Here is a 24,360-nt window from a genome sequence, read left to right as displayed (position 1 = left end):
GCCTACTCCGCCTTGACGTGCGCATCCGCGATGAGCTTGCGGTAGCGCTGCAGGTCTTCCTGGATCAGGCGCGCGAACTCCTGCGGCGTGCCCGCGATGATCTCGTTGCCGCCTTCGGTCTGGAGCTTCTGGATCACGTCGGGTTCGCGCGCGGCCTTCACCACTTCCTCGTGCAAACGCGCCAGGATCTTGGGATCGGTGCCCGCCGGCGCCAGCAATCCCTGGAACTGCGTCACCACGAAATCCTTGTAGCCCAGCTCTTCCATCGTCGGAATATCCGGCAGGCCTTGCGCGCGATGCGGGCCGGTCACCGCGTAGCCGCGCAGCTTGCCCGAGCGCAGATGCGGGGTGGCCGTCACCACCGTATCGAAAGTGAAGCTCAGCTGCCCGCCGAGCACGTCGGTAAGCGCCTGGGCATTGCCCTTGTAGGGCACGTGCGTGAGCTGCGTCCTGGTCATGACGGCCAGCAGTTCGCCGGCCAGGTGCCCGCCCGCCCCCACGCCCGCCGAACCGTAGCTCACCTGCCCGGGCTTGGCGCGCGCCGCGGCGATCAGCTCGTCGACGCTGCGTATCGGTGATTGCTGCGGCACGACCAGCACGTACTGGTAGCTGGCGATCTGGCTGATGGGCGCCAGGTCGGCCACCGGATCGTAAGGCGTCTTCTTGTACAGCGACGGGTTCACCACCAGCGGCCCGCTCGCGTCCAGCAGCAAGGTATAGCCGTCGGGCGCGGCCTTGGCGACGAAGTCCGTGCCTATCATGCCGTTGGCGCCCGGCTTGTTCTCCACGACAAAGGTCGCGCCCATGCTGACCGACAGCTTTTGCGCGATCACGCGGGCCGTGATGTCGGCCGCGCCGCCCGCGACATAGGGCACGATGACGCGCACCGGCTTGGCGGGATAGTCCGACGCCAGCGCCGCGCCGGCGGCCATCATGCCCAGCGCGGCCGCCGCTGCCGCAAGTACGGCTTGGTATTTCATGTCTGTCTCCGAAGTTCCGGTCCGGGCCGGCATCAGGCCGGCTTGGCGTCCGCGTGGCGGCGCAGCAGCGCCAGGACATCGGCGTCCAGCGCGATGCCTTGCTCTTTCTGCCGCGCCATCTTGGCCAGTTCGATTTCTCCCGGCTGGATCACCGGCCGCGCCGGATCCGCCGCGGCGCTGCCGTGCAGGATCCGCGCGAAGTCGTTCATGCGTTCGGCCAGCCATTGCGTCGAACCCAGCTTGCGGGTGTCGATCAGCAGGAAGAAGTGGCCGAGGTTCTGCGGCTGGTCGGGCGCATCCACCCAGGACTTCACATGCGTCAGGTAGGCCGCGTTGGACAGCAGGCCCGCGAACAGGTCCACCATCAACGCCAGGCCATAGCCCTTGTGTCCACCTATGGGCAGCAGAAAACCATCGAGCGCCTCCTTGGGGCTGGTGGTCGGCCGGCCAGCCGCGTCGGTGGCCCAGGTATCCGGAATATCCTGGCCCGCCTTCAAGGCATTGCGGATCTTGGCGCGGGCCACCACGCTCATGGCCATGTCCAGCAGGAAGTGGGCGCCGTCCGGATTCGGCACGGCAAAGCCGATCGGGCTGTTGCCCACCCGCGCATCGGTGCCGCCCCAGGGCGCGATGGTGGTGGTGGCGTTGCTGCCGATGATGCTGGCGTAACCCGCCTGCGCCGCGATCAGGCCATAGGGCGAGATGGGACCGAAATGGTTGCTCTGGCGCGCGAACGCCATGCCCACTCCGCATTCGCTTGCGGCATTCATGGCCGCGCGCAGGGCATGCATGCCCACCAGCGGACCGACGCCGTTGTCGCCGTCGACCAGGCAGAGGCCGGGTGCGGGACGCTCCACGCGGATGCGGGCGCGGGGATTGATGCCGCCCACCTGCAGGCGCTCGCCATACGATTCGATGCGGCTGAGACCGTGGGTGGACAGGCCGAACAGGTCGGCCAGCACCAACACCTGCACCACGTCGGCGGCATCCTGGGGAGGCAGCCCCAGGCTTTCGAACGCGCGTAATCCCAGGCGGGTCAGTTCCTCTTCGGCGATGTGTACGGGGTCCTGCTTTTGGCTGCTCATGACTGTGCTTCTCGGATGGAAAGTGGGACTCGTGAAAAATGGATCATTCGGCCGACAGGCGGGCGCTGCGCACCACCTGCCCCCAGCGCTTCTCTTCGGCGTCGATGAAGGCGGCGAACTCGGCCGGGCCGGCGCCGGACGCCTCGCTCGCGTCGTGGGCCAGGCGTTCGCGCACGGAATCCGTCTGCAATGCCTTGACTGCCGCCTGATGCAGACGCTCGATGACGGGGGCCGGCGTGCCGGCGGGCGCCAGCAGGCCGAACCACTGCGAGCTTTCGAAGCCCGGATAGCCCTGCTCCGCCACGGTGGGCACGTCGGGCAGGACCGGCAGCCGCCGCTCCGATCCGACGGCAACGATGCGGATCTTGCCGGCCTGCGCGTGTGGCAGCAGACCGGGGGTACCCGCGGCGGCGGCGTCGATGTTGCCGGCCAGCAAGTCGGTCACCTGGGCGCCCGTGCCCTTGTACGGCACGTGCACCACGTCGATGCCGGTCGCCGTCTTCAGCATCTCGAACGCCAGATGCCCCGCGCTGCCGTTGCCGGCGGATCCGTAGTTGAGCGATCCCGGACGGGCGCGCGCCAGGGCCACGAACTCGGGCAGCGTCTTCGCCGGCACCTTGCCGCCCACGGCGAACACCATGGGCAGCTTGGCCAGCAGCACGATGGGCGCGAAGTCGCGGCGCGGGTCGTACGGCAGCTTGTCCACCATGGACGGGTTCACGGCCAGCGTGCCCACGTGGCCCAGGATCAGCGTGTAGCCGTCGGGCGCGGCGCGCGCCGCTTCCACCGTGGCGATCATGCCCTGCCCGCCCCCTTTGTTCTCGACGATGACCTGCTTGCCCAGATCGCGCGACATTTCCACGGCGACGGCGCGCGCCACCACGTCGGAACTGCCGCCCGGCCCATAAGGCACCAGCAGCCGGATCGGGCGTTGCGGCCAATCGCCTTCGGCGTGGACGGCCGGCGGCGCCAGCAACATCAATGGGGTGCAGGCCAACGCAAGGGCAATTTGCCGGCGCAGGCGGCGGACGCGAATCATGGGGCTAGTCTCCTGGTGCATGCCGCGCTAGGGGCGGCTTGGGAGACATGATGCGCAGCGCGCACAATAGAGTAAAGTGCAAAAATTAGATCAATTCTTGACGAAAACGCATGAAATTCGACCTGGCCGATTTGCGCGCCTTCCTGGCGGTCGCCGACCTGGGCAGCTTCCGCGCCGCCTCTGAAGCCCTGCACCTTTCCCAATCCGCCCTGTCGCGCCGCGCCGACAAGCTGGAGGCGGCGCTAGGCGTGCAGCTGCTGACGCGCACCACCCGCAAGGTCGAGCTGACCACCATAGGCCGCGGCTTCGTGCCGCGAGCGCGCAATGTGCTCAATGAACTGGAAAGCGCCCTGGTCGGGATACAGGACGTGGCCGAGCGCCTGTCCGGCCTGGTCACCATCGCTTGCGTGCCTTCCGCGGTGGCCTATTTCCTGCCCGGCGTGATCCGCAGCTACCACGAGCAATATCCGCGCATACGCATCCGCATCATCGACGAGTCCTCGTCGCAGATCCTGACCGCCGTCGCCCGCGGCGACGCCGACTTCGGCCTGACCTACATAGGCGCGAACGACGCCGACATCGAGTTCAAGCCGCTGCTGGAAGAACCCTTCGTGGCGGCGGTCAGCCGCCAGCACCCGTTCGCGGCCAGGGAGTCGGTGACCTGGGCGGACCTGCACGCCTATCCCTACATCAGCCTGGCCCAGGGCAGCGGCAACCGCTTCCTGATAGACCAGGCGCTGGCGCACAGCGGCGTGCGCCCCCGCCATTTCTGCGAAGTCCAGCACGTGCCGGCGCTGGTCAGCATGGTCGAGGCGGGCCTGGGCGTGGGCGTCGTGCCGCGGCTGGCCATGCCGGCCGGGGAACACGCCGACCTGGCCAGCGTGCCGCTGCGCGAGCCGGCAATCACCCGGACCATAGGATTGATCCATTGCCGCGGCAAGGAGATCAATCCCGTGGCCAAGCTGTTCTACGATCTGCTGGCGGCCCGGGTCGGCGCGCGGCAGGATGCTTGAACTGAACTGGCCGTCGCGAGCTTTCTTCGCATGCCGTTTCACGCACGGCGTCCGTAACATTCCCCGAAAAAAAGCGCCGCTGGAAAGCGGCGCTTTTTCCAGGGCTTGCAGCCCCTTACCTCACCTTGCCCTCCTTCCAAGCATCCAGCAGCTTTTCATAGGCGATCGTCTCGCCCTTGGGCTTCTCGTTGCCCAGCTTCTTCCACGGCGCATGCTGGTCGGAAAGCCACTTGCTCGGATCGCTCTTGGCATTGAGCTTGGGCGCGCATTGCGCCATGCCGGCGCGTTCGAGCCGCGCCATGACCTGGTCCATTTCATTGGCCAGGTTGTCCATGGCGGCCTGCGGGGTCTTCTCGCCGGTGACGGCGGTGGCGACGTTCTTCCACCACAGTTGGGCCAGCTTGGGGTAGTCCGGCACGTTGTTGCCGGTGGGCGTCCAGGCCACGCGGGCGGGGCTGCGGTAGAACTCGATCAAGCCGCCGTAGTTGGCCGCGTTCTTGGTGAAGAAGTCGCTGTGGATGTCGCTGTCGCGGATGAAGGTCAGGCCGGTGATGGACTTCTTCAGCGACACCGTCTTGGACGTGACGAACTGGGCGTACAGCCAGGCCGCCGCCATCTTGTCCGGGTTGGTGGACTTGAAGAAGGTCCAGGAGCCCACGTCCTGGTAGCCGTTCTGCATGCCGTCCTTCCAGTACGGGCCGTAGGGCGACGGCGCCATGCGCCACTTGGGCGTGCCGTCCTCGTTGACGACCGGCAGGCCCTTCTTGGTCATATCGGCGGTGAAGGCCGTGTACCAGAAGATCTGCTGGGCGATCTGGCCCTGGGCGGGCACCGGACCGGACTCCGAGAACGTCATGCCCATGGCCTGCTGCGGCGCGTACTTCTTCATCCAGTCCACGTACTTGGTCAGGGCGTAGACCGCGGCCGGGCTGTTGGTGGCGCCGCCGCGCGCGACCGATGCGCCCACCGGGGTGCACTTGTCGTCGGCCACGCGGATGCCCCACTCGTCCACCGGCATGCCGTTGGGCAGGCCCTTGTCGGCGGCGCCGGCCATGGACAGCCAGGCGTCGGTGAAGCGCCAGCCCAGCGACGGGTCCTTCTTGCCGTAGTCCATGTGGCCATAGACCTTCTTGCCGTCCAGCTCCTTGACGTCGTTGGAGAAGAAGTCGGCGATGTCTTCATAGGCGGACCAGTTGGTGGGCACGCCCAGTTCGTAGCCGTACTTGGCCTTGAACTTGTCCTTCAGGTCCTGCCGCGCGAACCAGTCGGCGCGGAACCAGTAGACGTTGGCGAACTGCTGGTCGGGCAGCTGGTAGAGCTTGCCGTCGGGCGCGGTGGTGAACTTGGTGCCGATGAAGTCCTTCAGGTCCAGATTGGGGTTGGTCCATTCCTTGCCCGCGCCGGCCATGTAGTCGGACAGGGGCAGGATGGCGCCATAGCGGTAGTGCGTGCCGATCAGGTCGGAATCGGAAATCCAGCCGTCGTAGATGGACTTGCCGGACTGCATGGAGGTCTGCAGCTTCTCGACCACGTCGCCTTCCTGGATCAGGTCGTGGTTGACCTTGATGCCGGTGATCTCGGAAAACGCCTTGGCCAGCGTCTTGGACTCGTACTCGTGCGTGGTGATGGTCTCGGACACCACGCTGATTTCATTCACTCCCTTGGCCTTGAGCTTGGCGGCCGTTTCAATGAACCACTTCATTTCGGCCATCTGCTGGTCCTTGGACAGCGATGAAGGCTGGAACTCCGAATCGACCCACTTCGTCGCCTCCGGCTCGCCGGCCCAGGCGGCCGAAGTCCCGATCAGAGCGATGGCGGCCGCCATGGCGTGCATGCGCAATTTCATGACCTGTCTCCTCGATAAGTCTTCCCCATCGTTTGCTGCGGACCGCTGGCCGGGGAAGATGCTGGCCGATAGTCCTTGACCACTGCTTGAATACGCGAGGGGTCTGCGCCCCTCTTCTGCCCTTACCCCTTACGCACGATGAGCGCGAGCAGCAGCATGGAGACGATGAAGCTGATCCATACCGATGGCGGCTCATCCAGGGAAAACCATTCCGTCGCCTTCTGGCCGAACCCCAGGAACGCCAGGTTGAGCCAGGCCGCGGCCATCAGGCCGATGAAGAGACGATCGCCGCGGGTGGTGCGCAGGGGCAGGAAGCCCTTGCGCTCCACCGTGGGCGCTTTCAGTTCCCACAGCGTCATGCCGACCAGCATCAGGACGATGCAGGAAAAGAACACGGCGACGGGTGTGGTCCATACCATCCAGCTGAACATGGCGCAGCCCTCCTGGAATCCGCAGTCGCTACACGCGGCCCATCGCGAAACCCTTCGCGATGTAGTGCCGCACGAACCAGATGACGATGCCGCCCGGCACGATGGTCAGCACGCCCGCCGCCGCCAGCACGCCCCAGTCCATCCCGGAGGCCGACACGGTGCGGGTCATGGTGGCGACGATGGGCTTGGCGTTGACGGACGTGAGCGTGCGCGCCAGCAGCAGTTCAACCCAGCTGAACATGAAGCAGAAGAACGCCGCCACGCCCACGCCCGACTTGATCAGGGGCAGGAAGATCGTCAGGAAGAAGCGCGGGAAGGAATAGCCGTCCACGTAGGCGGTCTCGTCGATCTCGCGCGGCACGCCGGACATGAAGCCCTCCAGGATCCACACCGCCAGCGGCACGTTGAACACCAGGTGCGCCAGCGCCACCGCCAGGTGCGTATCCATCAGGCCGAAGGAGCTGTAGAGCTGGAAGAACGGCAGCAGGAACACCGCCGGCGGCGTCATGCGGTTGGTCAGCAGCCAGAAGAACACGTGCTTGTCGCCGATGAAGCGGTAGCGCGAGAACGCGTAGGCCGCCGGCAGCGCCACGGCCAGCGAGATCACCGTGTTGATGACCACGTAGATGAGCGAATTGATGTAGCCGGAATACCAGGCCGGATCCGTGAAGATGGTGCGGTAGTGCTCCAGGGTGAAGTCGCGCGGCCACAGCGTCAGGGTGCTGACGATCTCGGTATTGGTCTTGAACGACATGTTCAGCATCCAGTACAGCGGCAGGATGGCGAACACCAGGTACAGGGTCAGGAAGACGCCGCGCCAGCGGGAATTTTTCTCACGCATTTGCGCGCTCCTCGTCGAAGCCGCCGGTGGTGCCGGCGCGCTGCATCCAGTTGTAGAGAATGAAGCACAGGAGCAGGATGATCAGGAAATAGATGATGGAGAACGCGGCCGCCGGCCCCAGGTCGAACTGCCCCACCGCCTTCTGCGTCAGGTACTGCGACAGGAAGGTGGTGGCATTGCCCGGACCGCCGCCCGTCAGCACGAAGGGCTCGGTGTAGATCATGAAGCTGTCCATGAAGCGCAGCAGCACCGCGATCATCAACACCCCGCGCATCTTGGGCAGCTGGATGTAGCGGAACACCGCCAGGCGCGAGGCGCCGTCGATGCGGGCGGCCTGGTAGTAGGCGTCCGGAATGGCGCGCAGGCCCGCATAGCACAGCAGCGCCACCAGCGGCGTCCAGTGCCAGACGTCCATGACCAGTACCGTGACCCAGGCGTCGACGTCGTTGCCGGTGTAGTTGTAGTCCACGCCCAGCCAGTGCAATGCCGCGCCCAGCAGGCCGATATCGCTGCGGCCGAACACCTGCCAGATGGTGCCAACCACGTTCCACGGGATCAGCAGCGACAGCGCGATGATCACCAGCACCGCGGAGGCGCGCCAGCCGCTGGCGGGCATGGAGAGCGCCAGCAGGATGCCCAGCGGGATCTCGATGGCCAGCACCGCCAGCGAAAAGCCGATCTGGCGGAACAAGGCGCCGTGCAGCTCCTCGTCCTGCAGCACGGCGGCGTACCACTCGGTGCCGACGAACACGCGGCGCTCGGGCGAGATGATGTCCTGCACCGAGTAATTGACGATGGTCATCAGCGGCAGGATGGCCGAGAAGGCCACGCACAGCACCACGGGCAGGACCAGGAACCAGGCCCGGTGATCTATGGGTTTCATCGGATCAGCTCCTCGTCGCGGTAGAAGCAGGTGTGCGGATTCAGCACCGACAACCAGACCGTGCCGCCGGCCGTGGCCGGGACCACGTTGCTGCCCAACCTGGCGCGCACGGGCGTGCCCTCGAAATCCGCCACCAGCAGTGTGTACGTGCCCACGTCCTGCACGCGGTCCACGCGCATGGGCACGGCGCCGGGCGCGCCCGGCTCGGCGATGCGCAGGTACTCCGGACGCACGCCCAGCTTCACCGGCCCCGCGCCGGCCAGCGTGGCCGCCATTGGTTCCGCCAGGCCCGCCACCCTGCTGCGGCCGACTTCCAGGCCGCCGTCGCGCCATTGCGCCGGCAGGAAGTTCATGCCGGGCGAGCCGATGAAATGGCCCACGAAGGTATGCGCCGGCCGCTCGAACAGGTCGTCCGCCGAGCCCACCTGCACGGCGCGGCCCCGCGCCATCACCATGACCTGGTCGGCGAAGGTCAGCGCCTCGGTCTGGTCGTGCGTGACGTAGATCAGGGTCAGCTTGAACTCGTGGTGGATTTCCTTGAGCTTGCGCCGCAGTTCCCATTTGAGCTGCGGGTCGATGACGGTCAGCGGTTCATCGAACAGGATGGCCGACACGTCGCTGCGCACCAGCCCGCGGCCCAGCGAGATCTTCTGCTTGGCGTCCGCCGTCAGGCCGCTGGCGCGGCGGTCCAGCACCGCGGACATTTCCAGCATTTCGGCGATGCGGCCGACCCGCTCGCGGATGAGCTTGGGCGCCATGCCTCGATTGCGCAGCGGGAAGGCCAGATTCTCGGCAACCGTCATGGTGTCGTACACCACCGGAAACTGGAACACCTGGGCGATGTTGCGCGCCTGCGGCGTCTTGTCCGTGACGTCCTGGCCGTCGAACAGGATGCGGCCATGCGAGGGCCGCAGCAGCCCGGACACGCAATTCAGCAGCGTGGTCTTGCCGCAGCCCGAGGGCCCGAGCAAGGCATAGGCGCCGCCATCCTTGAAGGTGAATGACAGCGGCAGCAGCGCGTAGTCCTCGTCGTTCTTGGGATGCGCGACGTAGGAATGGGACAGGTCCAGCTCGATCTGCGCCATCAGCCCGCCTCCCCCGCGCCCGCCGGCTGCCGCGGCGCCGCCAGCAGCGCGCCGCCCGCGCCGAAGGCGTAGGTCTGGGCCGGATCGAAGTACAGCTGCAGGCGCTGATCCAGCGTGTAGCGGTGGACGCCGGGCAGCTGCGCCACCACGTCGCCCGCTGCCGTCCGCGCATGCACGTAGGTGTCGGACCCGGAGATCTCGGCCAGCTTCACCACGCCGGGCAGGCCGATGTGGCCAGGCCGCGGCTCCACGTCCAGGGCGCCGGCGCGCAGGCCGGCGGTGAGCTCCGCGCCGGCGTCCTGCGGCAGCGCGCGCTCCACCGCCAGCTCGCCCTGCAGCACGAAGCCGGATGCCGTGCGGCGGGCCGGGAACAGGTTCATGGGCGGATCGCTGAAGGCGCGCGCCACCCGGATGGAATTGGGCCGGTGGAAGACCTCGGCGGTCGGTCCGTATTGCAGCAGCTCGCCGGCGTCCAGCACGGCCGTGTGGCCTCCCAGCAACAGGGCTTCGCCCGGTTCGGTGGTGGCATAGACCACCGTGGAACGCCCCTCGGCGAACAATTCCGAAAGCTCGTCGCGCAATTCCTCGCGCAGCTTGTAGTCCAGGTTGACCAGCGGTTCGTCCAGCAGGATCAGCGGCGCGTCCTTGGCCAGGGCCCGCGCCAGCGCCACCCGTTGCTGCTGCCCGCCGGACAGCTCGGCGGGATAGCGTTCCAGCAAATGATCGATGTGCAGCCGCGCTGCCATGGATCGGACTGTTTCGCGGATGTCCCCCGCCCCGCGCAGCTTCAGCGGCGAGGCGATGTTGTCGTAGACCGACATGGACGGATAGTTGATGAACTGCTGGTACACCATGGCGACGTTGCGCTGCCGTACCGGCACGCCGGTCACGTCGACGCCGTCGGCCAGCACCCGGCCCTCGGTGGGCCGGTCCAGCCCGGCCATGATGCGCATCAGCGAGGTCTTGCCCGCCAGGGTGGCCCCCAGCAACACCGTCATGGCGCCCGCCACCGGGGCCAGGCTCATGGGATACAGGTGCGTCTGCGAGCCGGCTCGCAAACCTATCCTGTCCAGGTTCAGCTGCATCTGGTCTCCTCTACCTACCAATACGTCCCTGATTAATCGGGCGAACTTCGGTATTCGGTACAGCGGCTCGGCCTGCCTTCGAGCGAACGGCAGGATGAGCATACTCTTTCAGATAGCTTTCGTTTTTTGTGCGTTTTACTCAAGAAGCGAACAAAAAACAATCTTGCAGTGCGACAATATTTTTCGCTTTTGTTGTTTTATGATGTGAACATGACACTGAACCCCAGACAGAGCGCCTTGATCGAGATGGTGCGAGCCCAAGGCTCGGCCTCGATCGAGGAACTCGCCAAGCGCTTTGACGTCACGCTGCAAACCGTGCGGCGGGACGTCAACATCCTCTCCGAAGCCGGCCTGCTGTCGCGCTTCCATGGCGGCGTGCGCATCGAAGCGTCGACCATCGAGAACATCGCCTACCGCAAGCGCCAGGGTCTGCACGCGGCCGGCAAGCAACGCATCGCCGAAGCCGTGGCGCGCGCCGTGCCCGACGGCTGTTCGCTGATCCTGAACATCGGCACCACCACCGAGGCCATCGCGCGCGCCCTGCTGCGCCACCGCGGCCTGCGCGTCATCACCAACAATCTGCACGTCGCGGACATTCTTTCGGACAACCCGGACTGCGAAGTCATCGTGGCCGGCGGCGTGGTGCGTTCGCGCGACCGCGGCATCGTCGGCGAAGCCACCATGGACTTCATCCGCCAGTTCAAGGTCGATATCGGCCTGATCGGCATTTCCGGCATCGAGGCCGACGGCACGCTGCGCGACTACGACTTCCGCGAAGTGCGCGTGGCGCGCACCATCATCGAACAGTCGCGCGAAGTCTGGCTGGCCGCCGACAGCAGCAAATTCAAGCGCCAGGCCATGGTGGAACTGGCGCACATCTCGCAAATCGACCGGTTCTTTACCGATGCGCATCCGCAAGAGCCGCTGGCCCAGGTCCTGCTGGACGCCGGCGTGCGCTGCGATGTCGCGGCAGCCCCGAACACCTTGAAGCAAACACCTTGAATCCCATGAACCAACCGCTAGCCTCCGTCGCCCCGCCCGACCGCAACCGTCTCCTGAACACGCTGGACAACACGCATTCCTGGGACGTGATCGTCATCGGCGGCGGCGCCACGGGCCTGGGCACCGCCGTCGATGCCGCCTCGCGCGGCTATCGCACCCTGCTGATCGAAGGCGCGGACTTCGCCAAGGGCACGTCCAGCAAGGCCACCAAGCTGGTGCACGGCGGCGTGCGCTACCTGGCGCAAGGCAACGTCAGCCTGGTGCGCGAAGCGCTGCATGAACGCGGCCTGCTCAACCGCAACGCGCCGCACCTGGTGTGGCCGCTGGGCTTCGTGGTGCCGGCCTACAACCTGTTCGACCAGCCCTTCTACGGCATCGGCCTGAAGATGTACGACATGCTGGCCGGCAAGCTGAACCTGTCGCCCAGCCGCTGGCTGTCGCGCCGCGACACGCTGGCCAACGCGCCCACCCTGGCCGAGAACGTGCAGGGCAAGAACCTCAAGGGCGGCGTGCTGTATTACGACGGCCAGTTCGACGATGCGCGCCTGGCGGTCAGCCTGATGCGCACGCTGTTCGACCTGGGCGGCACCGCGGTCAACTACATGCGCGCCACCGGCCTGACCATGACCGGCGGCAAGGTCGACGGCGTGACCGCCGAAGACGCGATCGGCGGCGCCAGCTTCACGCTACGCGCGCGCTGCGTGGTCAACGCCACCGGCGTCTGGGTCGACGCGGTGCGGCGCATGGAAGACAAGAACGCGCAGACCATGGTCGCACCCAGCCAGGGCGTGCACCTGACCTTGCCGCAGGATTTCCTGCCGGGCAAGCGCGCCATCCTGATTCCGAAGACCGACGACGGCCGCGTGCTGTTCGTGGTGCCATGGAACGGCCACACCATCGTCGGCACCACCGACACGCCGCGCGACGACCTGCCGCTGGATCCGCAGGCTGGCGCGCAGGACGTGGATTTCATCCTGAGCACCGCGGCGCGCTATCTCAGCCGCAAGCCCACGCGCGACGACGTCACCAGCGTCTGGGCGGGGCTGCGTCCGCTGGTCAAGGCCACGGGCGAAGCCTCCACCAAGTCGCTCTCGCGCGAGCACACGATCCTGGTGTCCAAGGCCGGCCTGGTGACCGTCACCGGCGGCAAATGGACCACCTACCGACGCATGGCGCAAGACGTGGTGGACACGGCGATCCAGCACCAGTTGCTGACGCAGGCCAGCTGCCGCACCGAATCGCTGCCGCTGCATGGCGCGGCGGGCCTGGCGCCGTCGCAGGAGCATGCCGGCACGCCGGACAGCTACTACGGCAGCGACCTGCCCGCCCTGAAGGCGTTGCCGGGCGCGGACCGCATGCTGGTCAAGAGCAGCGGCCTGTCCGAAGCGCATGTGCGCTTCGCCGCCCGCTACGAACTGGCGCGCAGCGCCGAGGACGTGCTGGCGCGGCGCAACCGCGCCCTGTTCCTGGACAGCGAAGCCGCCATGCTGGCGGCGCCCGAAGTGGCCCGCATCCTGGCCGAAGAGCTGGGTCATGACGCCGCCTGGCAGCAGCGCACGCTGCAGGACCTGGCGGTGGTGGCGGCGAATTACCGGCTGAAATAACGCGGCCGGATCTCGATGGGTTGCGCTTGAGGACAGCGGGTCCTCTCGCGCTGCCCTCTTCTACGGAACCCTTAGCGGGCTCTTCTGGATCATCGCTTCGAACGTGCGCAACAGCGCCGGATCGCATTTTGCGCCGGCCTCCTGGTTCATGATGCGCAGGATCTCCGCATGCGTGCGCGCGGGGTGGTACGGACGCGCATCGCCCAGGGCGTCATAGGAATCGGCCAGCGAGATGATGCGCGAATGCAGCGGAATGGTCTCGCCCGAGAGACCGGCCGGATAGCCCGAACCGTCGTAGTGTTCGTGATGATGGCGCACCGCTTGCGCGATCAGTTCGCGCTGCGGGATATCGCTGTGCATGATGATGTCGGCGCCGGCCGCGGCGTGCGCCTTCATGATTTCCCAGTCGTCCTTGTCCAGCCGCTTGGGGGAATACAGCACGCGGTCCGGCGTGCCGATCTTGCCGATGTCGTGCAGCCTGGCGGCGACGGCGACCGCCTCCTGTTCGGATTCCGGCAGGCCGCAGGCCCGGGCCAGGGCCACGCTCAGTGCAACGACTCTTTCGGAATGGCGGCCGGTGGCCGCATCGCGCGCCCGCATGGCGGCGAACAAGGCCGCCACGCAGGAGCCTTCTGGATATTCGGGTACGTCTGGAGGCATCGTCATCGCGCAAGGCCGTAAACACCGCGTTGCGCCGTAGCAAAAGGTCGCAATTCTGACACATTGCTCAGCGATTCTTGCCAATCAGATGGAGTTCATTGCGGCGATGCAGGCCCTGCCCCGTCCGCGCGCGTGACACGAAGCCGGGGCCGGGCTGCGCGGGTCAGTCTTTCAGGCGTTCCAGCAAGGCGTTGGCCACGCCCACGGACGAGGCCGGATTCTGGCCCGTGACCAGCAGGCCATCGCTGACCACGTGCGGCTGCCAGTCAGGACCGCTGGTGTATAGCCCGCCCAGCTGCTTCAGTTCGTCCTCGACCAGGAACGGCACCACGTCGCTCAATTGCACCGCCGCCTCTTCCGCGTTGGAAAAACCCGTCACCTGCCTGCCCTGCACCAGCGGCTTGCCGTCGGCGGTCTTGGCGTGCCTCAGCACGCCGGGCGCATGGCATACGGCGGCCACGGGCTTGCCCGCGGCCAGCATGGTTTCGATCAGCGCAACCGATTTCGGATCTTCCGCCAGGTCCCATAGCGGGCCATGGCCGCCAGGATAGAAGACGGCGTCGTAGTCGGCGGCCTGCACCTGCGCCAGCGGCAGCGTGGCGGCCAGTTGCTGCTGCGCCTGCGGATCCTGCCGGAAGCGGCGCGTGTCGTCGGTCTGCGCGTCGGGATCGTCGCTCTTGGGATCCAGCGGCGGCTGGCCGCCCGCCGGCGAAGCCAGCGTGAGCGTGGCGCCCGCATCGAGGAACGCATAGTACGGCGCGGCGAATTCCTCCAGCCAGAAGCCGGTCTTGCGGCCGGTGTTGCCCAGCGTGTCGTGGGAAGTCAGCACGATCAGGATGTTCATGTGGCGCTCCTTTCGTCCGGGCCGACGCGCACGATGCGCTTGCCGGCGTTTTCGCCCCTGAGCAGCCCGATCAGGCCGCGCGGCGCGTTCTCAAGCCCTTCGACCACGTCTTCGCGGTACTTGATGCGGCCTTGCTTGATCAGGCCTTCCATCGCCTCGCGGAATTCGCCGTAGCGGTGCGCGTACTCGTTGAAGATGATGAAGCCCTGCACCTTGAGCCGCTTGGTCAGGATGGTGCGCATCAGCAGTCCCAGGCGGTCCGGCCCCTGGGGCTGGCTGGTGGCGTTATAGGCGGAGATCAGCCCGCACACCGGCACCCGCGCGCGCGGATTCAGCAGCGGCAGCACCGCGTCGAAGACCGCGCCGCCCACGTTTTCGAAGTACACGTCGATGCCTTGCGGCACGGCGCGCGCCAGCCGGCCCGGCAGGTCGGGCGCCTTGTGGTCCAGGCAATCGTCAAAGCCCAGCTCCTCGACCGCATAGCGGCACTTGTCGGCGCCGCCGGCAATGCCCACCACCTTGCAGCCGTGGATCTTGGCGATCTGCCCGACCACCGCCCCCACCGCGCCGCTGGCCGCGGCCACCACCACGGTTTCGCCGGCCTTGGGCTGGCCGATGTCCAGCAAGCCCATGTAGCCGGTGAAGCCTGGCATGCCCAGCACGCCCAGCGAATAGGACGGATGCTCGGGATCAGGCCCCAGGCGCAGCAGGCCGCTGCCGTCCGACACGGCATAGTCCTGCCAGCCGGACTGCGCCAGCACCCACTCGCCCGGTCGGTAATCTGGGCGGTTGGAGGCCTCGACCCGGGTCACCGTCCCGCCCACCATGGGCGCGCCGACCTGCACGGGTTCGGCATAGGACGGCGCGTCGCTCATGCGGCCGCGCATATACGGATCGAGCGACAGGTACACGGTGCGCAACAGCACCTGGCCGGGGCCGGGCTGGGGCACCTCGCCGGTTTCCAGGCGGAAATCGCTGTCGGCCGGCTCGCCCTGCGGGCGCGCGGCAAGCACGATGCGGCGGTTGATGGAAGACGATTGCGGCATGACGGTCCAGCCTCCTGCAAGGAAGCCGCCCGAGGGCTGCGGGCACGGCCCGGGCGGCGGGATGGGGGGGTTCCGACCAATTACACCATCTAAGCCGGCGCATCCGCCGCGTAACCCTGAAGGCCGCCCCTCTTTTAATTAATTAATAATTTAATTAAGATGCACAACATGCGTTCCGCTCCTACCGCTCCCTCCCGCCGGCCCGGCCGCCCGCCGCGTCCCGACAATGCCGCCGCCCGCGCCAATCTGCTGGACATCGCCACCGGCCTGTTCGCGGCCCAGGGCGTCGCGGCAACCACTCTCACGCACATCGCGCAACGCGCCGGCGTCACCACGGCGATGGTGCATTACTACTTCAAGAGCCGCGACCAGCTGATCGACGCGGTGGTGCTGGAACGCATCGTGCCGGTCATCGGCTACGTCTGGTCGCCGCTGCCGCAGGCGCAACAGCCTCCGGCGGATCCGGCGGAGGCCGCGCGCGCCTTCATCGCCGAAGTCGTCGGCCGGCTGGTGCAGAGCGCGGCCGAGCGGCCCTGGCTACCCGGCCTGTGGCTGCACGAGGTCGTCAACGAAGGCGGCCAGTTGCGCGAGCGCGTGCTGCGCCATCTGCCGGCCGACCGCCTGCAAGCCTTCATCGGCCTCATCGCCGAATGCCAGCGCGCTGGCGCCATCACCCCGGGCGTGGAGCCGCGCCTGGTCTTTCTTTCCGTCCTGGGCCTGACCCTGCTGCCGCTGGCCACCTCCGGCCTGTGGCGCCGCGTGCTGCAGGACGCCGCGCAGCCGCAAGCCATAGACAGCCACGCGATAGCGGCCCACGCCATCGCCATGCTCACCGGCGGCCTGTTCTCCGCGCCCGCCCCGACTTCCGCCACCCCAGGACGCTGATCATGCGCATCCCTTCCGCCCTGCGCCGCCCCCTGCCCGCTTGCGCGCTGGCCCTGCTTGCCCTGGGCGGTTGCGGCAAGGACGACGGCGCCTTCTACCAGGGCTATGCCGAAGGCGAGTACGTCTACGTCGCGTCCTCCGAGCCCGGCCGGTTGGCCGAACTGCCGGTGCGGCGCGGCCAGCAGGTGGCGGCCGACGCCCCCCTGTTCTCGCTGGAGGCCACGCGCGAAACCGCCGCGCGCGACCAGGCCAGCGCGCAGCTGGCCGCGGCCGTGGCCCAGGAGGAAGACATCGCCACCGGCAAGCGTCCGCCCGAAGTGGACGTGACCCGCGCCCAGCTGGCGCAGGCCGAGGCCGCCAGCCGCCGTTCGGCCGCGCAGCTGCGGCGCGACACCGACCAGTTCCGCATCGGCGGCATCGCCCGCGCGCAACTGGACGACAGCCGCGAGCAGGCGCAGTCGGACGCGGCGCGGGTGCGCGAATTGCAGGCCCAGCTGGAAGTGGCGCGCCTGCCCGGCCGCGATGACCAGCGCCGCGCCCAGGCCGCGCAGGTGGACGCGGCCAAGGCCGCGCTGGCCCAGGCGGAGTGGACGCTGGCGCAGAAACGCCTGACCGCGCCGGCCGCGGGACTGGTCTTCGACACGCTGTACCGCGTCGGCGAATGGGTGCCCGCGGGCAGTCCGGTGGTCAGTCTGCTGCCGCCGGGCAATATCAAGGTGCGCTTCTTCGTGCCGGAAACGGCCCTGGGCGCGCTCAAGGTGGGCCAGCAGGCAAGCGTGCGCTGCGACGCCTGCGGCGATCCCATCCCCGTACGCATCGACTACATCTCGGCCCAGGCCGAGTACACGCCGCCGGTCATCTACAGCCGCGAAAGCCGCAGCAAGCTGGTCTACATGGTGCAGGCCCGACCCGCGCCCGAGGCCGCCACCCGGCTGCATCCCGGCCAGCCGGTGGAGGCGGTGCTGCAATGAACGCGCCCGCCGCCGCGCCGCCCGCCCCCCAAGCGTCCGCCGGCCAGTACGTCATCGACGTGCACGGCTTGAACAAGCGCTTCGGCAACAAGCACGTCGTCAACGACGTGTCGCTGCAGGTGCGCGAAGGCGAGATCTTCGGCTTCCTGGGGCCCAACGGCAGCGGCAAGACCACCTGCATCCGCCTCATGTGCGGCCTGTTGACGCCGGATTCGGGCAGCGGCACCTGCCTGGGCTTCGACATCCTGCGCGACAGCGCGCAGATCAAGCGGCACGTGGGCTACATGACGCAGAAGTTCTCCTACTGGGATGACCTGACCATACGCGAGAACCTGGATTTCGTGGCGCGCATGTACGGCATGCCCGAGCGCCGCACGACCGTGGAGCGCGCGCTGGAAGACCTGGGGCTGCAAAGCCGCGCGGGCCAGCTGACGGGCTCCCTGTCCGGCGGCTGGAAGCAGCGGCTGGCCCTGGCGGCCTGCCTGCTGCACAAGCCCAAGCTGCTGCTGCTGGACGAACCCACGGCCGGCGTGGACCCGACGGCCCGGCGCGACTTCTGGGAGCAGCTGCATGAGCTGGCGGCGCGCGGCATCTCGGTGCTGGTCAGCACCCACTACATGGACGAGGCCGAGCGCTGCCACAAGCTGGCCTACATCTCGTACGGCCGGCTGCTGACGCAGGGCACGGCCGAGGACGTCATCGCCGAACAGGACCTGACCACCTGGGCCATCCACGGCCACAACCTGGTGCCGCTGGCGCAGCGCCTGCGCGGCGCGCCGGGCGTGGACCAGACCGTGGCCTTCGGTTCCGCGCTGCACGTCAGCGGCCGCGACGCGGCGCTGCTGGAACGCACGCTCAGGGAGGCCATCGCCGGCCAGGACCTGGGCCTGGAGCGCATCGACACCAGCTTGGAGGACGTCTTCATCTACCTGATGAACCGCTCCACCGACAACTTCGCGAGCCCGCCATGATGCGCCATCTGCAAGGCTTTTCCTGGTCGCGCTGGTGGAGCATGGTGCTCAAGGAGTTCCTGCAGCTGCGCCGCGACCGCATCACCTTCGGCATGATCGTGGGCCTGCCCATCATGCAGCTGGCGCTGTTCGGCTACGCCATCAACACGAACCCCAAGCAGATGCCCACCGCGGTCATTACCGCGGACCACAGCCCCTTCACGCGCAGCTTCGTCGCGGCGATGAAATCCTCGGACTACTTTCACATCATCGAGGAACTGGACAACGAAGAGGCGGGACGCACCGCGCTGGCCCAGGGCCGCGTGCTGTTCGTCCTGACCATACCGCCGGACTTCAGCCGCAAGCTGCTGCGCGGCGAACGCCCCGCGCTGCTGATCGAGGCCGACGCCACCGACCCCATGGCGACCGGGCTGGCCATAGGCGCGGCCACGCAACTGTCGCAAGCGGTGGCGCAGAAGGACCTGACCGGACCGCTGGCCGGCCTGGCCGGCGGCCAGCCGCCGTTCGACGTGCTGGTGCACCAGCTCTACAACGAAGAGCAGATCTCGCAGTACAACACCGTGCCAGGCCTGATGGGCGTGATCCTGACCATGACATTGGTGATGATGACCGGCCTCGCCATGACGCGCGAGCGCGAACGCGGCACGATGGAAAACCTGCTGGCGATGCCGGTGCGGCCCATCGAAGTGATGACGGGCAAGATCGTGCCCTACATCGCCATCGGCCTGATCCAGTCCAGCATCATCCTGCTGGCCGCGCACTTCGTCTTCCATGTGCCGTTCCTGGGTTCGCTGCTGGCCGTGTACCTATCGGCGCTGGTGTTCGTGGCCGCCAACCTGACGGTGGGCATCACCCTGTCGTCGCTGGCCCAGAACCAGTTGCAGGCCATGCAGCTGACCATGTTCTATTTCCTGCCCAACATGCTGCTGTCCGGCTTCATGTTCCCGTTCCAGGGCATGCCGATGTGGGCGCAGTACCTGGGCAACCTGCTGCCGCTGACGCATTTCAACCGGCTGATCCGCGGCATCCTGCTCAAGGGCAACGGCTGGTGGGACCTGTGGCCCAGCATCTGGCCACTGCTGGTGTTCACCGTCATCGTCATGACCGCCGCCGTGAAGTTCTACCGCCGCACCCTGGATTGAACCGCCATGCCCCGCCCCACGCCCTTGCCTTTCCCGTTCGCCGCCGCGCCCTCGCGCGTGGCCGCCGCGGTCCTGTGCGCGCTGCTTGCGGGCTGCGCGGTCGGACCGGACTTCGAACGCCCGGCGCCGCCGCAGGTCGACGCCTACGCCTCGCCGCGCGCAGCCGCCGCGGATGCCGGCGCGCAACGCCTGCAGGCCGGCGTCGACATCCCCGCGCAATGGTGGCGGCTGTACCGTTCCGACGCGTTGGACCAGCTGGTGCGGCAGGCGCTGCAGACCAGCCCCACGCTGGAGCAGGCCCGCGCGCGCCTGCGCCAGGCCAGCGAGGACCTGAACGCCGAAACCGGTGGCCGCATGCTGCCTTCGGTCGACGCCAAGCTGTCGGCGACGCGGCAGAAGGTGGACCCCGCGGCCTTCGGCGTGCCGGTGGCCGAGCAGCCTCCGCCCTTCACGCTCTACAACGCCTCCATCGACGTCTCCTACACGCTGGACGTGTTCGGCGGCAACCGCCGCGCGCTGGAGGGACTGGCCGCGCAAGTCGACTACCAGGCGCATGAGTTGCAGGCCGCGCGCATGTCGCTGGCCGCCAACGTGGTCACCGCCGCCATCCGCCAGGCCGACCTGAACGAACGCCTGGCCGGCACGCGGGAACTGCTGGCGGCGCAGGAACGCCAGCAGGACATCATGCGCCAGCGCCAATTGGCGGGCGGCATCTCCCAGGCCGACCTGCGCAACCAGGAACTGCTGGTGGCGCAGACGCGGGCGACCTTGCCGCCGCTGGAATACCAGCTGGCGCAGGCCACGCATCAGCTCGCGGCCTACCTGGGCCTGGCGCCCGCCGACCTGCCTTCCGCGCCGCTGCGGCTGGCCGACCTGACGCTGCCGGCCGACGTGCCCGTCGGCGTGCCCTCGGCGCTGACCCGCCAGCGCCCGGACATCCTGGCGGCCGAAGCGCTGTGGCACCAGGCTTCCGCCAACGTCGGCGTGGCGGTCGCCAACCAGTATCCGCAGTTCACCCTGACGGCCAGCTTCGGCTCGCAGCGCACGCGCGTGGGCGACCTGTCCAACGGGCTGAACGTCTGGAGCCTGGGGCTGGGGCTGGTGCAGCCGCTGTTCCATGGCGGCGAACTGCGCGCGCGCACGCGCTCGGCCCAAGCCGCCTACGACGCCGCGGCCGCCGGCTACCGGCAGACGGTGCTGGACGGTTTCCGCCAGGTCGCCGACGCCTTGCGCGCCGTGCAAACGGACGGCGACGCCTTCCAGGCCAGCGACGAGGCCTGGCGCCGCGCCGACGAGGCCGAGCGCATCGCCCAAGGCCGCTACCAGGCCGGCGGCATCAGCCACCTGAGCCTGCTGGACAGCCAACGCCAGCTGCTGCAGACGCGCATCGCGCGCACCGCCGCCGACGCGGCGCGCCATGCCGATACCGCCGCGCTGCTGCAGGCGCTGGGCGGCGGCTGGTGGAACGAACCGCCCGCGATGGATGCCGCAACGCCCGGCGACGCACCATGACGGTGCAGCCGGCTCATCCCCTGTAACCATGTCCGAGAATTCGGGTCAGAAAATGGCGTTGTGCGAGGTTTAGGAAATCGCTGTAACCGATGCATCATGCATGCGCTCATGCTGCACAGATCACATCGATTCATGAATGACCTACTAGACCTGATCGTCTTCTCTCCCGACGCCGCGGTACGCGCGCGGCGCGGCGAGGCGCTGGCCGAAATGGGGTTCTCGCCCCGGCCGTGCGAAGACTCCAACAACCTGTTCCGCCTGTTCCAGGCCCGCCGCACCCCTTTGCTGGTCATGGAAGCGGAGCTGTCCGACCTCTGCATGGCCGTGGCCGGCCTGCGCGCCATGGACACCACCGCCGGCATTGTCGCCGTCTCCACCTTCGACACGCCCGAGAACCGCATCCTGGGCCTGCATTGCGGCGCGGACGTCTGCCTGCAATCCGACGTGGGCACCGCCGAGATCGCCGCGGCGCTGCAGGCGCTGGTGCGCCGCATTCCCGCTCCCGGCAGGCGCGCCGCGGACGCGGAGCCGCGCCCGGCGCCCGCCGCCGCGGGCGAGGCCGCCGGCAAATGGCAGTTCCATGACGCCGCCTGGACCCTGGTGAGCCCGCAAGGCGCCCGCTTGGCGCTGACCCTGGCCGAACGTGAATTCCTGCTCAAGCTCACCGCCTCGGCCGACAAGCGGCTGCCGCGCGCCGACCCGCCGGGCCTGGACCCGCAAGGCGGCCGCGATTCCATGCGGCGCACTGACGTGGTGGTCAGCCGCCTGCGGCGCAAGGCGCAGGAGCTGAACGTCGAGCTGCCCATCCGGACCGTGTGGGGCTGGGGCTACGCCTTCACCGGCGAAATCTGAGGCGCGGCTGCGCCACCATCGGCGGGCGTATCATGCGCCCTACGGGGCCGACTTCCGGCCGCCGCCCGCAGTCCCTACCTTTTCGCGCCCGACATGGAAGTCTACGAACGCCTGCAAGACCTGCTGGCCCGGAACCAGGCCCGCTACCGCCTGATCGAACACCCCGCGGCCGGCCGCTCCGTCGAGGTCGCGGCGATCCGCGGCACCGAGGTCAGCCAGGGCGCCAAGGCGCTGGTCTGCCGCGTGAAGATATCCTCCAACCAGCGCAAGAACGTGCTGGCCGTGTTCCCGGCCGACAAGCAGGCCGACCTGGACGCGATCGCGCGCGCGGCGGGCGGCAAGAAGGCCTCGCTGGCCTCACAGGACCTGGCGCGCGAGCTGACCGGATGCGAGATCGGCGCCATTCCGCCCTTCACCTTCAATCCCGAACTGCATCTGCTGGTGGACCCCAGCCTGCGTGAACGCCACGGTGAAATCGTGTTCAACGCCGGCCGCCTGGACGCCTCCATCCTCCTGAACACGGAAGACTACTTCCGGCTGGCCGCGCCCGAAGAGGCGCCGCTGATCAAGGCCTGATGCCGGGCCGCGCCATGAGGCCGCCGTGTTCCGCCCTTCGATGAAGCACCTCGCGCGCGGCTCCAACATGCGCTGGCTGATGAGCCTGGCGCACATGGAGCCCTCGCCCGTCAGCCGCTGGGTGGCGCTGCGCGCCGCCCTGGCCATCGGCCTGCCCTCGGCCGTTGGACTGGCGCTGGACCAGAGCGCGGCAGCCGCCCTGGTCGCGCTGGGCGCGCTGCCCGCCATCACCGGCGACAACGGCGGCCCCTACCGTAACCGCGCGCTGTCCATCGGCTCCACCGTGTTTGGCGGCGCGCTGGGCTACTTCCTGGGCGTGCTGGTGGCCGGGCACGGCTTGTGGACCTCCGCCGCCATGACCCTGCTGGTGCTGGCGGCCAGCCTGGTCGGCACCTTCAACAACATCGCCGCCGTCGCCACGCTGCAGTTCGCCGTCTACGTCATCGTGGGCGCCAGCCTGACCACCACGCTGCCGCCCTGGCTGCCTTCGGTGCTGGTGGGCGCGGGCGGCCTGTTCGGCCTGGCGCTGACCTTGAGCGGCTGGGTGGTCAATCCGATCGCGCCGGAACGCGCCGCGGTGGCGATGGCCTACCGCAAGCTGGCGGCCATGTTCGCGGCCATCGGCACTTCGCGCACCATGAGCGCGCGGCGCGACATGGAAGCCGCCATGACCACCGCCTACGACACCGTGCTGGCCGCCCGCCGCGCGGCGGCGGGACCCTCACCCCGGCTGGCGCGCCTGGCCGCGCAACTGCAGGCCTGCACGCCGCTGACCAATGCCGCCCTGGCGCTGGCCCGCGCCGGGCGCGCGCTGCCGAGGGACTGCGCGCGCGTCATGAACCGGCTGGCCGATCGCGTCGAAAACGACGCCACGCCCGATCCGCGCGAGGACATCGCCACCCTGCGGCAGGCAGGCATGGACCAGTTGGCCGATGCGTTGACCCAAGTACAGCCCTTGCTGGACGGCGGCAAGCTGTCCGAGGCCGACGCCTTCGCCGGCCTGCCGCCCGCGCGGCCTCGCACGCCCTGGCGCGTGCTGGCGCGCACCTACCGGCCCGGGCCGACCACGCTGCGCTACCTGGTACGGCTGGGCCTGTGCCTGGTCGCCGCGGAAGCCGTGGCGCTGGCGGCGTCGCTGCCGCGCTCGTACTGGGTGCCGCTCATCGTGGTGGTGGTGTTCAAGCCCAACTTCGGCTCGGTGTTCGCGCGCGCGCTGCAAAGCTGCGCGGGCAGCGTGGTGGGCGTGGCGATCAGCGCGACCGTGCTGGCGCTGGACCGCAACGGCATCGTCAGCCTGCTGACCGTGGCGGCGCTGGCGTCGCTCCTGCCCTGGTCGGTGCGGCGCAACTACGGCCTGTTCTCGGCGATCCTGCTGCCCATCCTGATGCTGCTGATCGGCGCGCTGCAGCCGGGCAGCTGGCCCATCGCGCTGGCGCGGCTGATCGACGTGGGCGTGGCCGCGGGCATCGTGCTGCTGGTGGGCTACCTGCCCTGGATACGCATCGAACGCGGCAACCTGGACAATGCGGTCGCGGCCGCCATGGACACGCTGGCCGCCTATCTGAACACGGTGTTCCAGGCCGATCCTGCCAGCCGCCACGACCTGCGCGCCAGCGCCTACGCGCGCCTGTCCGACCTGCGCATCGCCTTGCAGCGCGGCCTGTCCGAACCGCGCCTGGTCAGCCACCGCGCGCTGGCCTGGTGGCCGGTGGAGGTGGCGCTGGAACGCGTCGCCAACGCCATCTCCGACACCGCCTGGTCGCTGCCCCCCGGTCAGCCCGCGCCCACGCCGGCGGAACTGGCACAACTGGCGGCCTCGCTGCATCAGATGAGCGCCGCGGTCGCGCAAGGCGAAGCTATGCCGTCCGCCGCCATCGCCTCGCCATCGCCCGCGCTGCGCGACGTGGCGGCCCAGCTCGAAGCCTTGCGCGCCGCGCTGGCCGGCCCGGATTTCGCCGCAGAGCCAGGCAAGGCCGCACCCGACAAATCCCCCAATCAGGTCTGAAC

General features: G+C 68.3%; 23 protein-coding genes. 11 read left to right on the top strand and 12 right to left on the bottom strand.

Annotated elements, in window-relative coordinates:
• Positions 1-2: 2 nt before the first annotated feature.
• From HWY37_RS13655 to HWY37_RS13645, 3 genes are read right to left on the bottom strand one after another with little or no spacing between them, the layout of a single operon-like run.
• Positions 3-980 carry a Bug family tripartite tricarboxylate transporter substrate binding protein gene (locus HWY37_RS13655; protein WP_175205508.1) on the bottom strand — a complete coding sequence of 326 codons (978 nt, stop codon included), beginning with the start codon at positions 978-980 and terminating at the stop codon, positions 3-5.
• A gap of 32 nt (positions 981-1,012) precedes the next feature.
• Positions 1,013-2,065 (bottom strand): Ldh family oxidoreductase, encoded by a 1,053-nt coding sequence (locus HWY37_RS13650; RefSeq protein WP_176088858.1) that lies wholly within the window; start codon positions 2,063-2,065, stop codon positions 1,013-1,015.
• 43 nt (positions 2,066-2,108) lie between these two features.
• Positions 2,109-3,104, bottom strand: a complete 996-nt coding sequence (locus HWY37_RS13645; RefSeq protein ID WP_176088857.1) for a Bug family tripartite tricarboxylate transporter substrate binding protein — start codon at positions 3,102-3,104, stop codon at positions 2,109-2,111.
• Positions 3,105-3,214: 110 nt separating this feature from the next.
• Here HWY37_RS13645 and HWY37_RS13640 point away from each other — a divergent pair, with 110 nt between their 5' ends.
• The gene (locus HWY37_RS13640; protein WP_176088856.1) at positions 3,215-4,117 is read left to right on the top strand and encodes a LysR family transcriptional regulator; all 903 of its coding nucleotides are present in this window, start codon (positions 3,215-3,217) and stop codon (positions 4,115-4,117) included.
• Positions 4,118-4,232: 115 nt separating this feature from the next.
• Here HWY37_RS13640 and HWY37_RS13635 read toward each other — a convergent pair whose 3' ends face one another.
• The 6 genes from HWY37_RS13635 to HWY37_RS13610 form a co-directional block, all read right to left on the bottom strand.
• A complete protein-coding gene (locus tag HWY37_RS13635; RefSeq protein WP_176088855.1) occupies positions 4,233-5,963 on the bottom strand; it encodes an ABC transporter substrate-binding protein in 1,731 nt (576 codons plus the stop codon).
• Between the two features lie 122 nt (positions 5,964-6,085).
• Positions 6,086-6,394, bottom strand: a complete 309-nt coding sequence (locus HWY37_RS13630; RefSeq protein WP_175205503.1) for a DUF2160 domain-containing protein — start codon at positions 6,392-6,394, stop codon at positions 6,086-6,088.
• A 28-nt stretch (positions 6,395-6,422) separates the two neighbouring features.
• Positions 6,423-7,235 carry a carbohydrate ABC transporter permease gene (locus HWY37_RS13625; RefSeq protein ID WP_175205502.1) on the bottom strand — a complete coding sequence of 271 codons (813 nt, stop codon included), beginning with the start codon at positions 7,233-7,235 and terminating at the stop codon, positions 6,423-6,425.
• On the bottom strand, positions 7,228-8,118 hold the full coding sequence (locus HWY37_RS13620; RefSeq protein ID WP_175205501.1) for a carbohydrate ABC transporter permease: 891 nt from the start codon (positions 8,116-8,118) through the stop codon (positions 7,228-7,230). The genes HWY37_RS13625 and HWY37_RS13620 overlap by 8 nt, the downstream gene beginning before the upstream one ends.
• Positions 8,115-9,203, bottom strand: coding sequence for an ABC transporter ATP-binding protein (locus HWY37_RS13615; RefSeq protein ID WP_175205500.1), 1,089 nt, complete (start codon positions 9,201-9,203; stop codon positions 8,115-8,117). Before HWY37_RS13615 ends, HWY37_RS13620 begins: the two co-directional genes overlap by 4 nt.
• Positions 9,203-10,288 (bottom strand): ABC transporter ATP-binding protein, encoded by a 1,086-nt coding sequence (locus HWY37_RS13610; protein WP_176088854.1) that lies wholly within the window; start codon positions 10,286-10,288, stop codon positions 9,203-9,205. The genes HWY37_RS13615 and HWY37_RS13610 overlap by 1 nt, the downstream gene beginning before the upstream one ends.
• Before the next feature lie 210 nt (positions 10,289-10,498).
• Here HWY37_RS13610 and HWY37_RS13605 point away from each other — a divergent pair, with 210 nt between their 5' ends.
• Entirely contained in the window at positions 10,499-11,290 is a 792-nt protein-coding gene (locus HWY37_RS13605; protein WP_013394120.1) for a DeoR/GlpR family DNA-binding transcription regulator, read from the top strand.
• Between the two features lie 5 nt (positions 11,291-11,295).
• Positions 11,296-12,894: a glycerol-3-phosphate dehydrogenase/oxidase gene (locus tag HWY37_RS13600; protein ID WP_176088853.1), complete on the top strand. Its 1,599-nt coding sequence runs from the start codon at positions 11,296-11,298 to the stop codon at positions 12,892-12,894.
• A gap of 60 nt (positions 12,895-12,954) precedes the next feature.
• Here HWY37_RS13600 and HWY37_RS13595 read toward each other — a convergent pair whose 3' ends face one another.
• From HWY37_RS13595 to HWY37_RS13585, 3 genes are all read right to left on the bottom strand, one after another.
• A complete protein-coding gene (locus HWY37_RS13595) occupies positions 12,955-13,554 on the bottom strand; it encodes an HD-GYP domain-containing protein (protein ID WP_176089082.1) in 600 nt (199 codons plus the stop codon).
• Positions 13,555-13,717: 163 nt separating this feature from the next.
• Complete coding sequence (locus tag HWY37_RS13590) at positions 13,718-14,398, bottom strand: type 1 glutamine amidotransferase domain-containing protein (protein WP_176088852.1); 681 nt, start codon at positions 14,396-14,398, stop codon at positions 13,718-13,720.
• Positions 14,395-15,444: an NADP-dependent oxidoreductase gene (locus HWY37_RS13585; RefSeq protein ID WP_176088851.1), complete on the bottom strand. Its 1,050-nt coding sequence runs from the start codon at positions 15,442-15,444 to the stop codon at positions 14,395-14,397. Before HWY37_RS13585 ends, HWY37_RS13590 begins: the two co-directional genes overlap by 4 nt.
• A 168-nt stretch (positions 15,445-15,612) precedes the next feature.
• Between HWY37_RS13585 and HWY37_RS13580 the strand changes: the two genes are divergently transcribed.
• The 8 genes from HWY37_RS13580 (at position 15,613) to HWY37_RS13545 (ending at position 24,358) form a co-directional block, all read left to right on the top strand.
• Entirely contained in the window at positions 15,613-16,329 is a 717-nt protein-coding gene (locus tag HWY37_RS13580) for a TetR/AcrR family transcriptional regulator (RefSeq protein ID WP_176088850.1), read from the top strand.
• Between the two features lie 2 nt (positions 16,330-16,331).
• Positions 16,332-17,300: an HlyD family secretion protein gene (locus tag HWY37_RS13575; protein ID WP_176088849.1), complete on the top strand. Its 969-nt coding sequence runs from the start codon at positions 16,332-16,334 to the stop codon at positions 17,298-17,300.
• Positions 17,297-18,271 carry an ABC transporter ATP-binding protein gene (locus HWY37_RS13570; RefSeq protein ID WP_176088848.1) on the top strand — a complete coding sequence of 325 codons (975 nt, stop codon included), beginning with the start codon at positions 17,297-17,299 and terminating at the stop codon, positions 18,269-18,271. Before HWY37_RS13575 ends, HWY37_RS13570 begins: the two co-directional genes overlap by 4 nt.
• Positions 18,268-19,413, top strand: a complete 1,146-nt coding sequence (locus tag HWY37_RS13565) for an ABC transporter permease (RefSeq protein WP_175211846.1) — start codon at positions 18,268-18,270, stop codon at positions 19,411-19,413. The genes HWY37_RS13570 and HWY37_RS13565 overlap by 4 nt, the downstream gene beginning before the upstream one ends.
• A 6-nt stretch (positions 19,414-19,419) precedes the next feature.
• A complete protein-coding gene (locus HWY37_RS13560) occupies positions 19,420-20,925 on the top strand; it encodes an efflux transporter outer membrane subunit (protein ID WP_176088847.1) in 1,506 nt (501 codons plus the stop codon).
• Positions 20,926-21,057: 132 nt separating this feature from the next.
• Positions 21,058-21,777, top strand: a complete 720-nt coding sequence (locus HWY37_RS13555; protein WP_175211130.1) for a response regulator transcription factor — start codon at positions 21,058-21,060, stop codon at positions 21,775-21,777.
• A gap of 93 nt (positions 21,778-21,870) precedes the next feature.
• Positions 21,871-22,353, top strand: coding sequence for a YbaK/prolyl-tRNA synthetase associated domain-containing protein (locus tag HWY37_RS13550; protein WP_175211128.1), 483 nt, complete (start codon positions 21,871-21,873; stop codon positions 22,351-22,353).
• Between the two features lie 25 nt (positions 22,354-22,378).
• Positions 22,379-24,358: an FUSC family protein gene (locus tag HWY37_RS13545; RefSeq protein ID WP_246302292.1), complete on the top strand. Its 1,980-nt coding sequence runs from the start codon at positions 22,379-22,381 to the stop codon at positions 24,356-24,358.
• The last annotated feature ends 2 nt before the right edge of the window (positions 24,359-24,360 follow it).

Source organism: Achromobacter anxifer (assembly GCF_903652925.1).
Classification (GTDB): domain Bacteria; phylum Pseudomonadota; class Gammaproteobacteria; order Burkholderiales; family Burkholderiaceae_B; genus Achromobacter; species Achromobacter anxifer.
The sequence above is the reverse complement of the archived record's forward strand: the minus strand, read 5'-3'. Positions and strand labels throughout refer to the sequence as shown.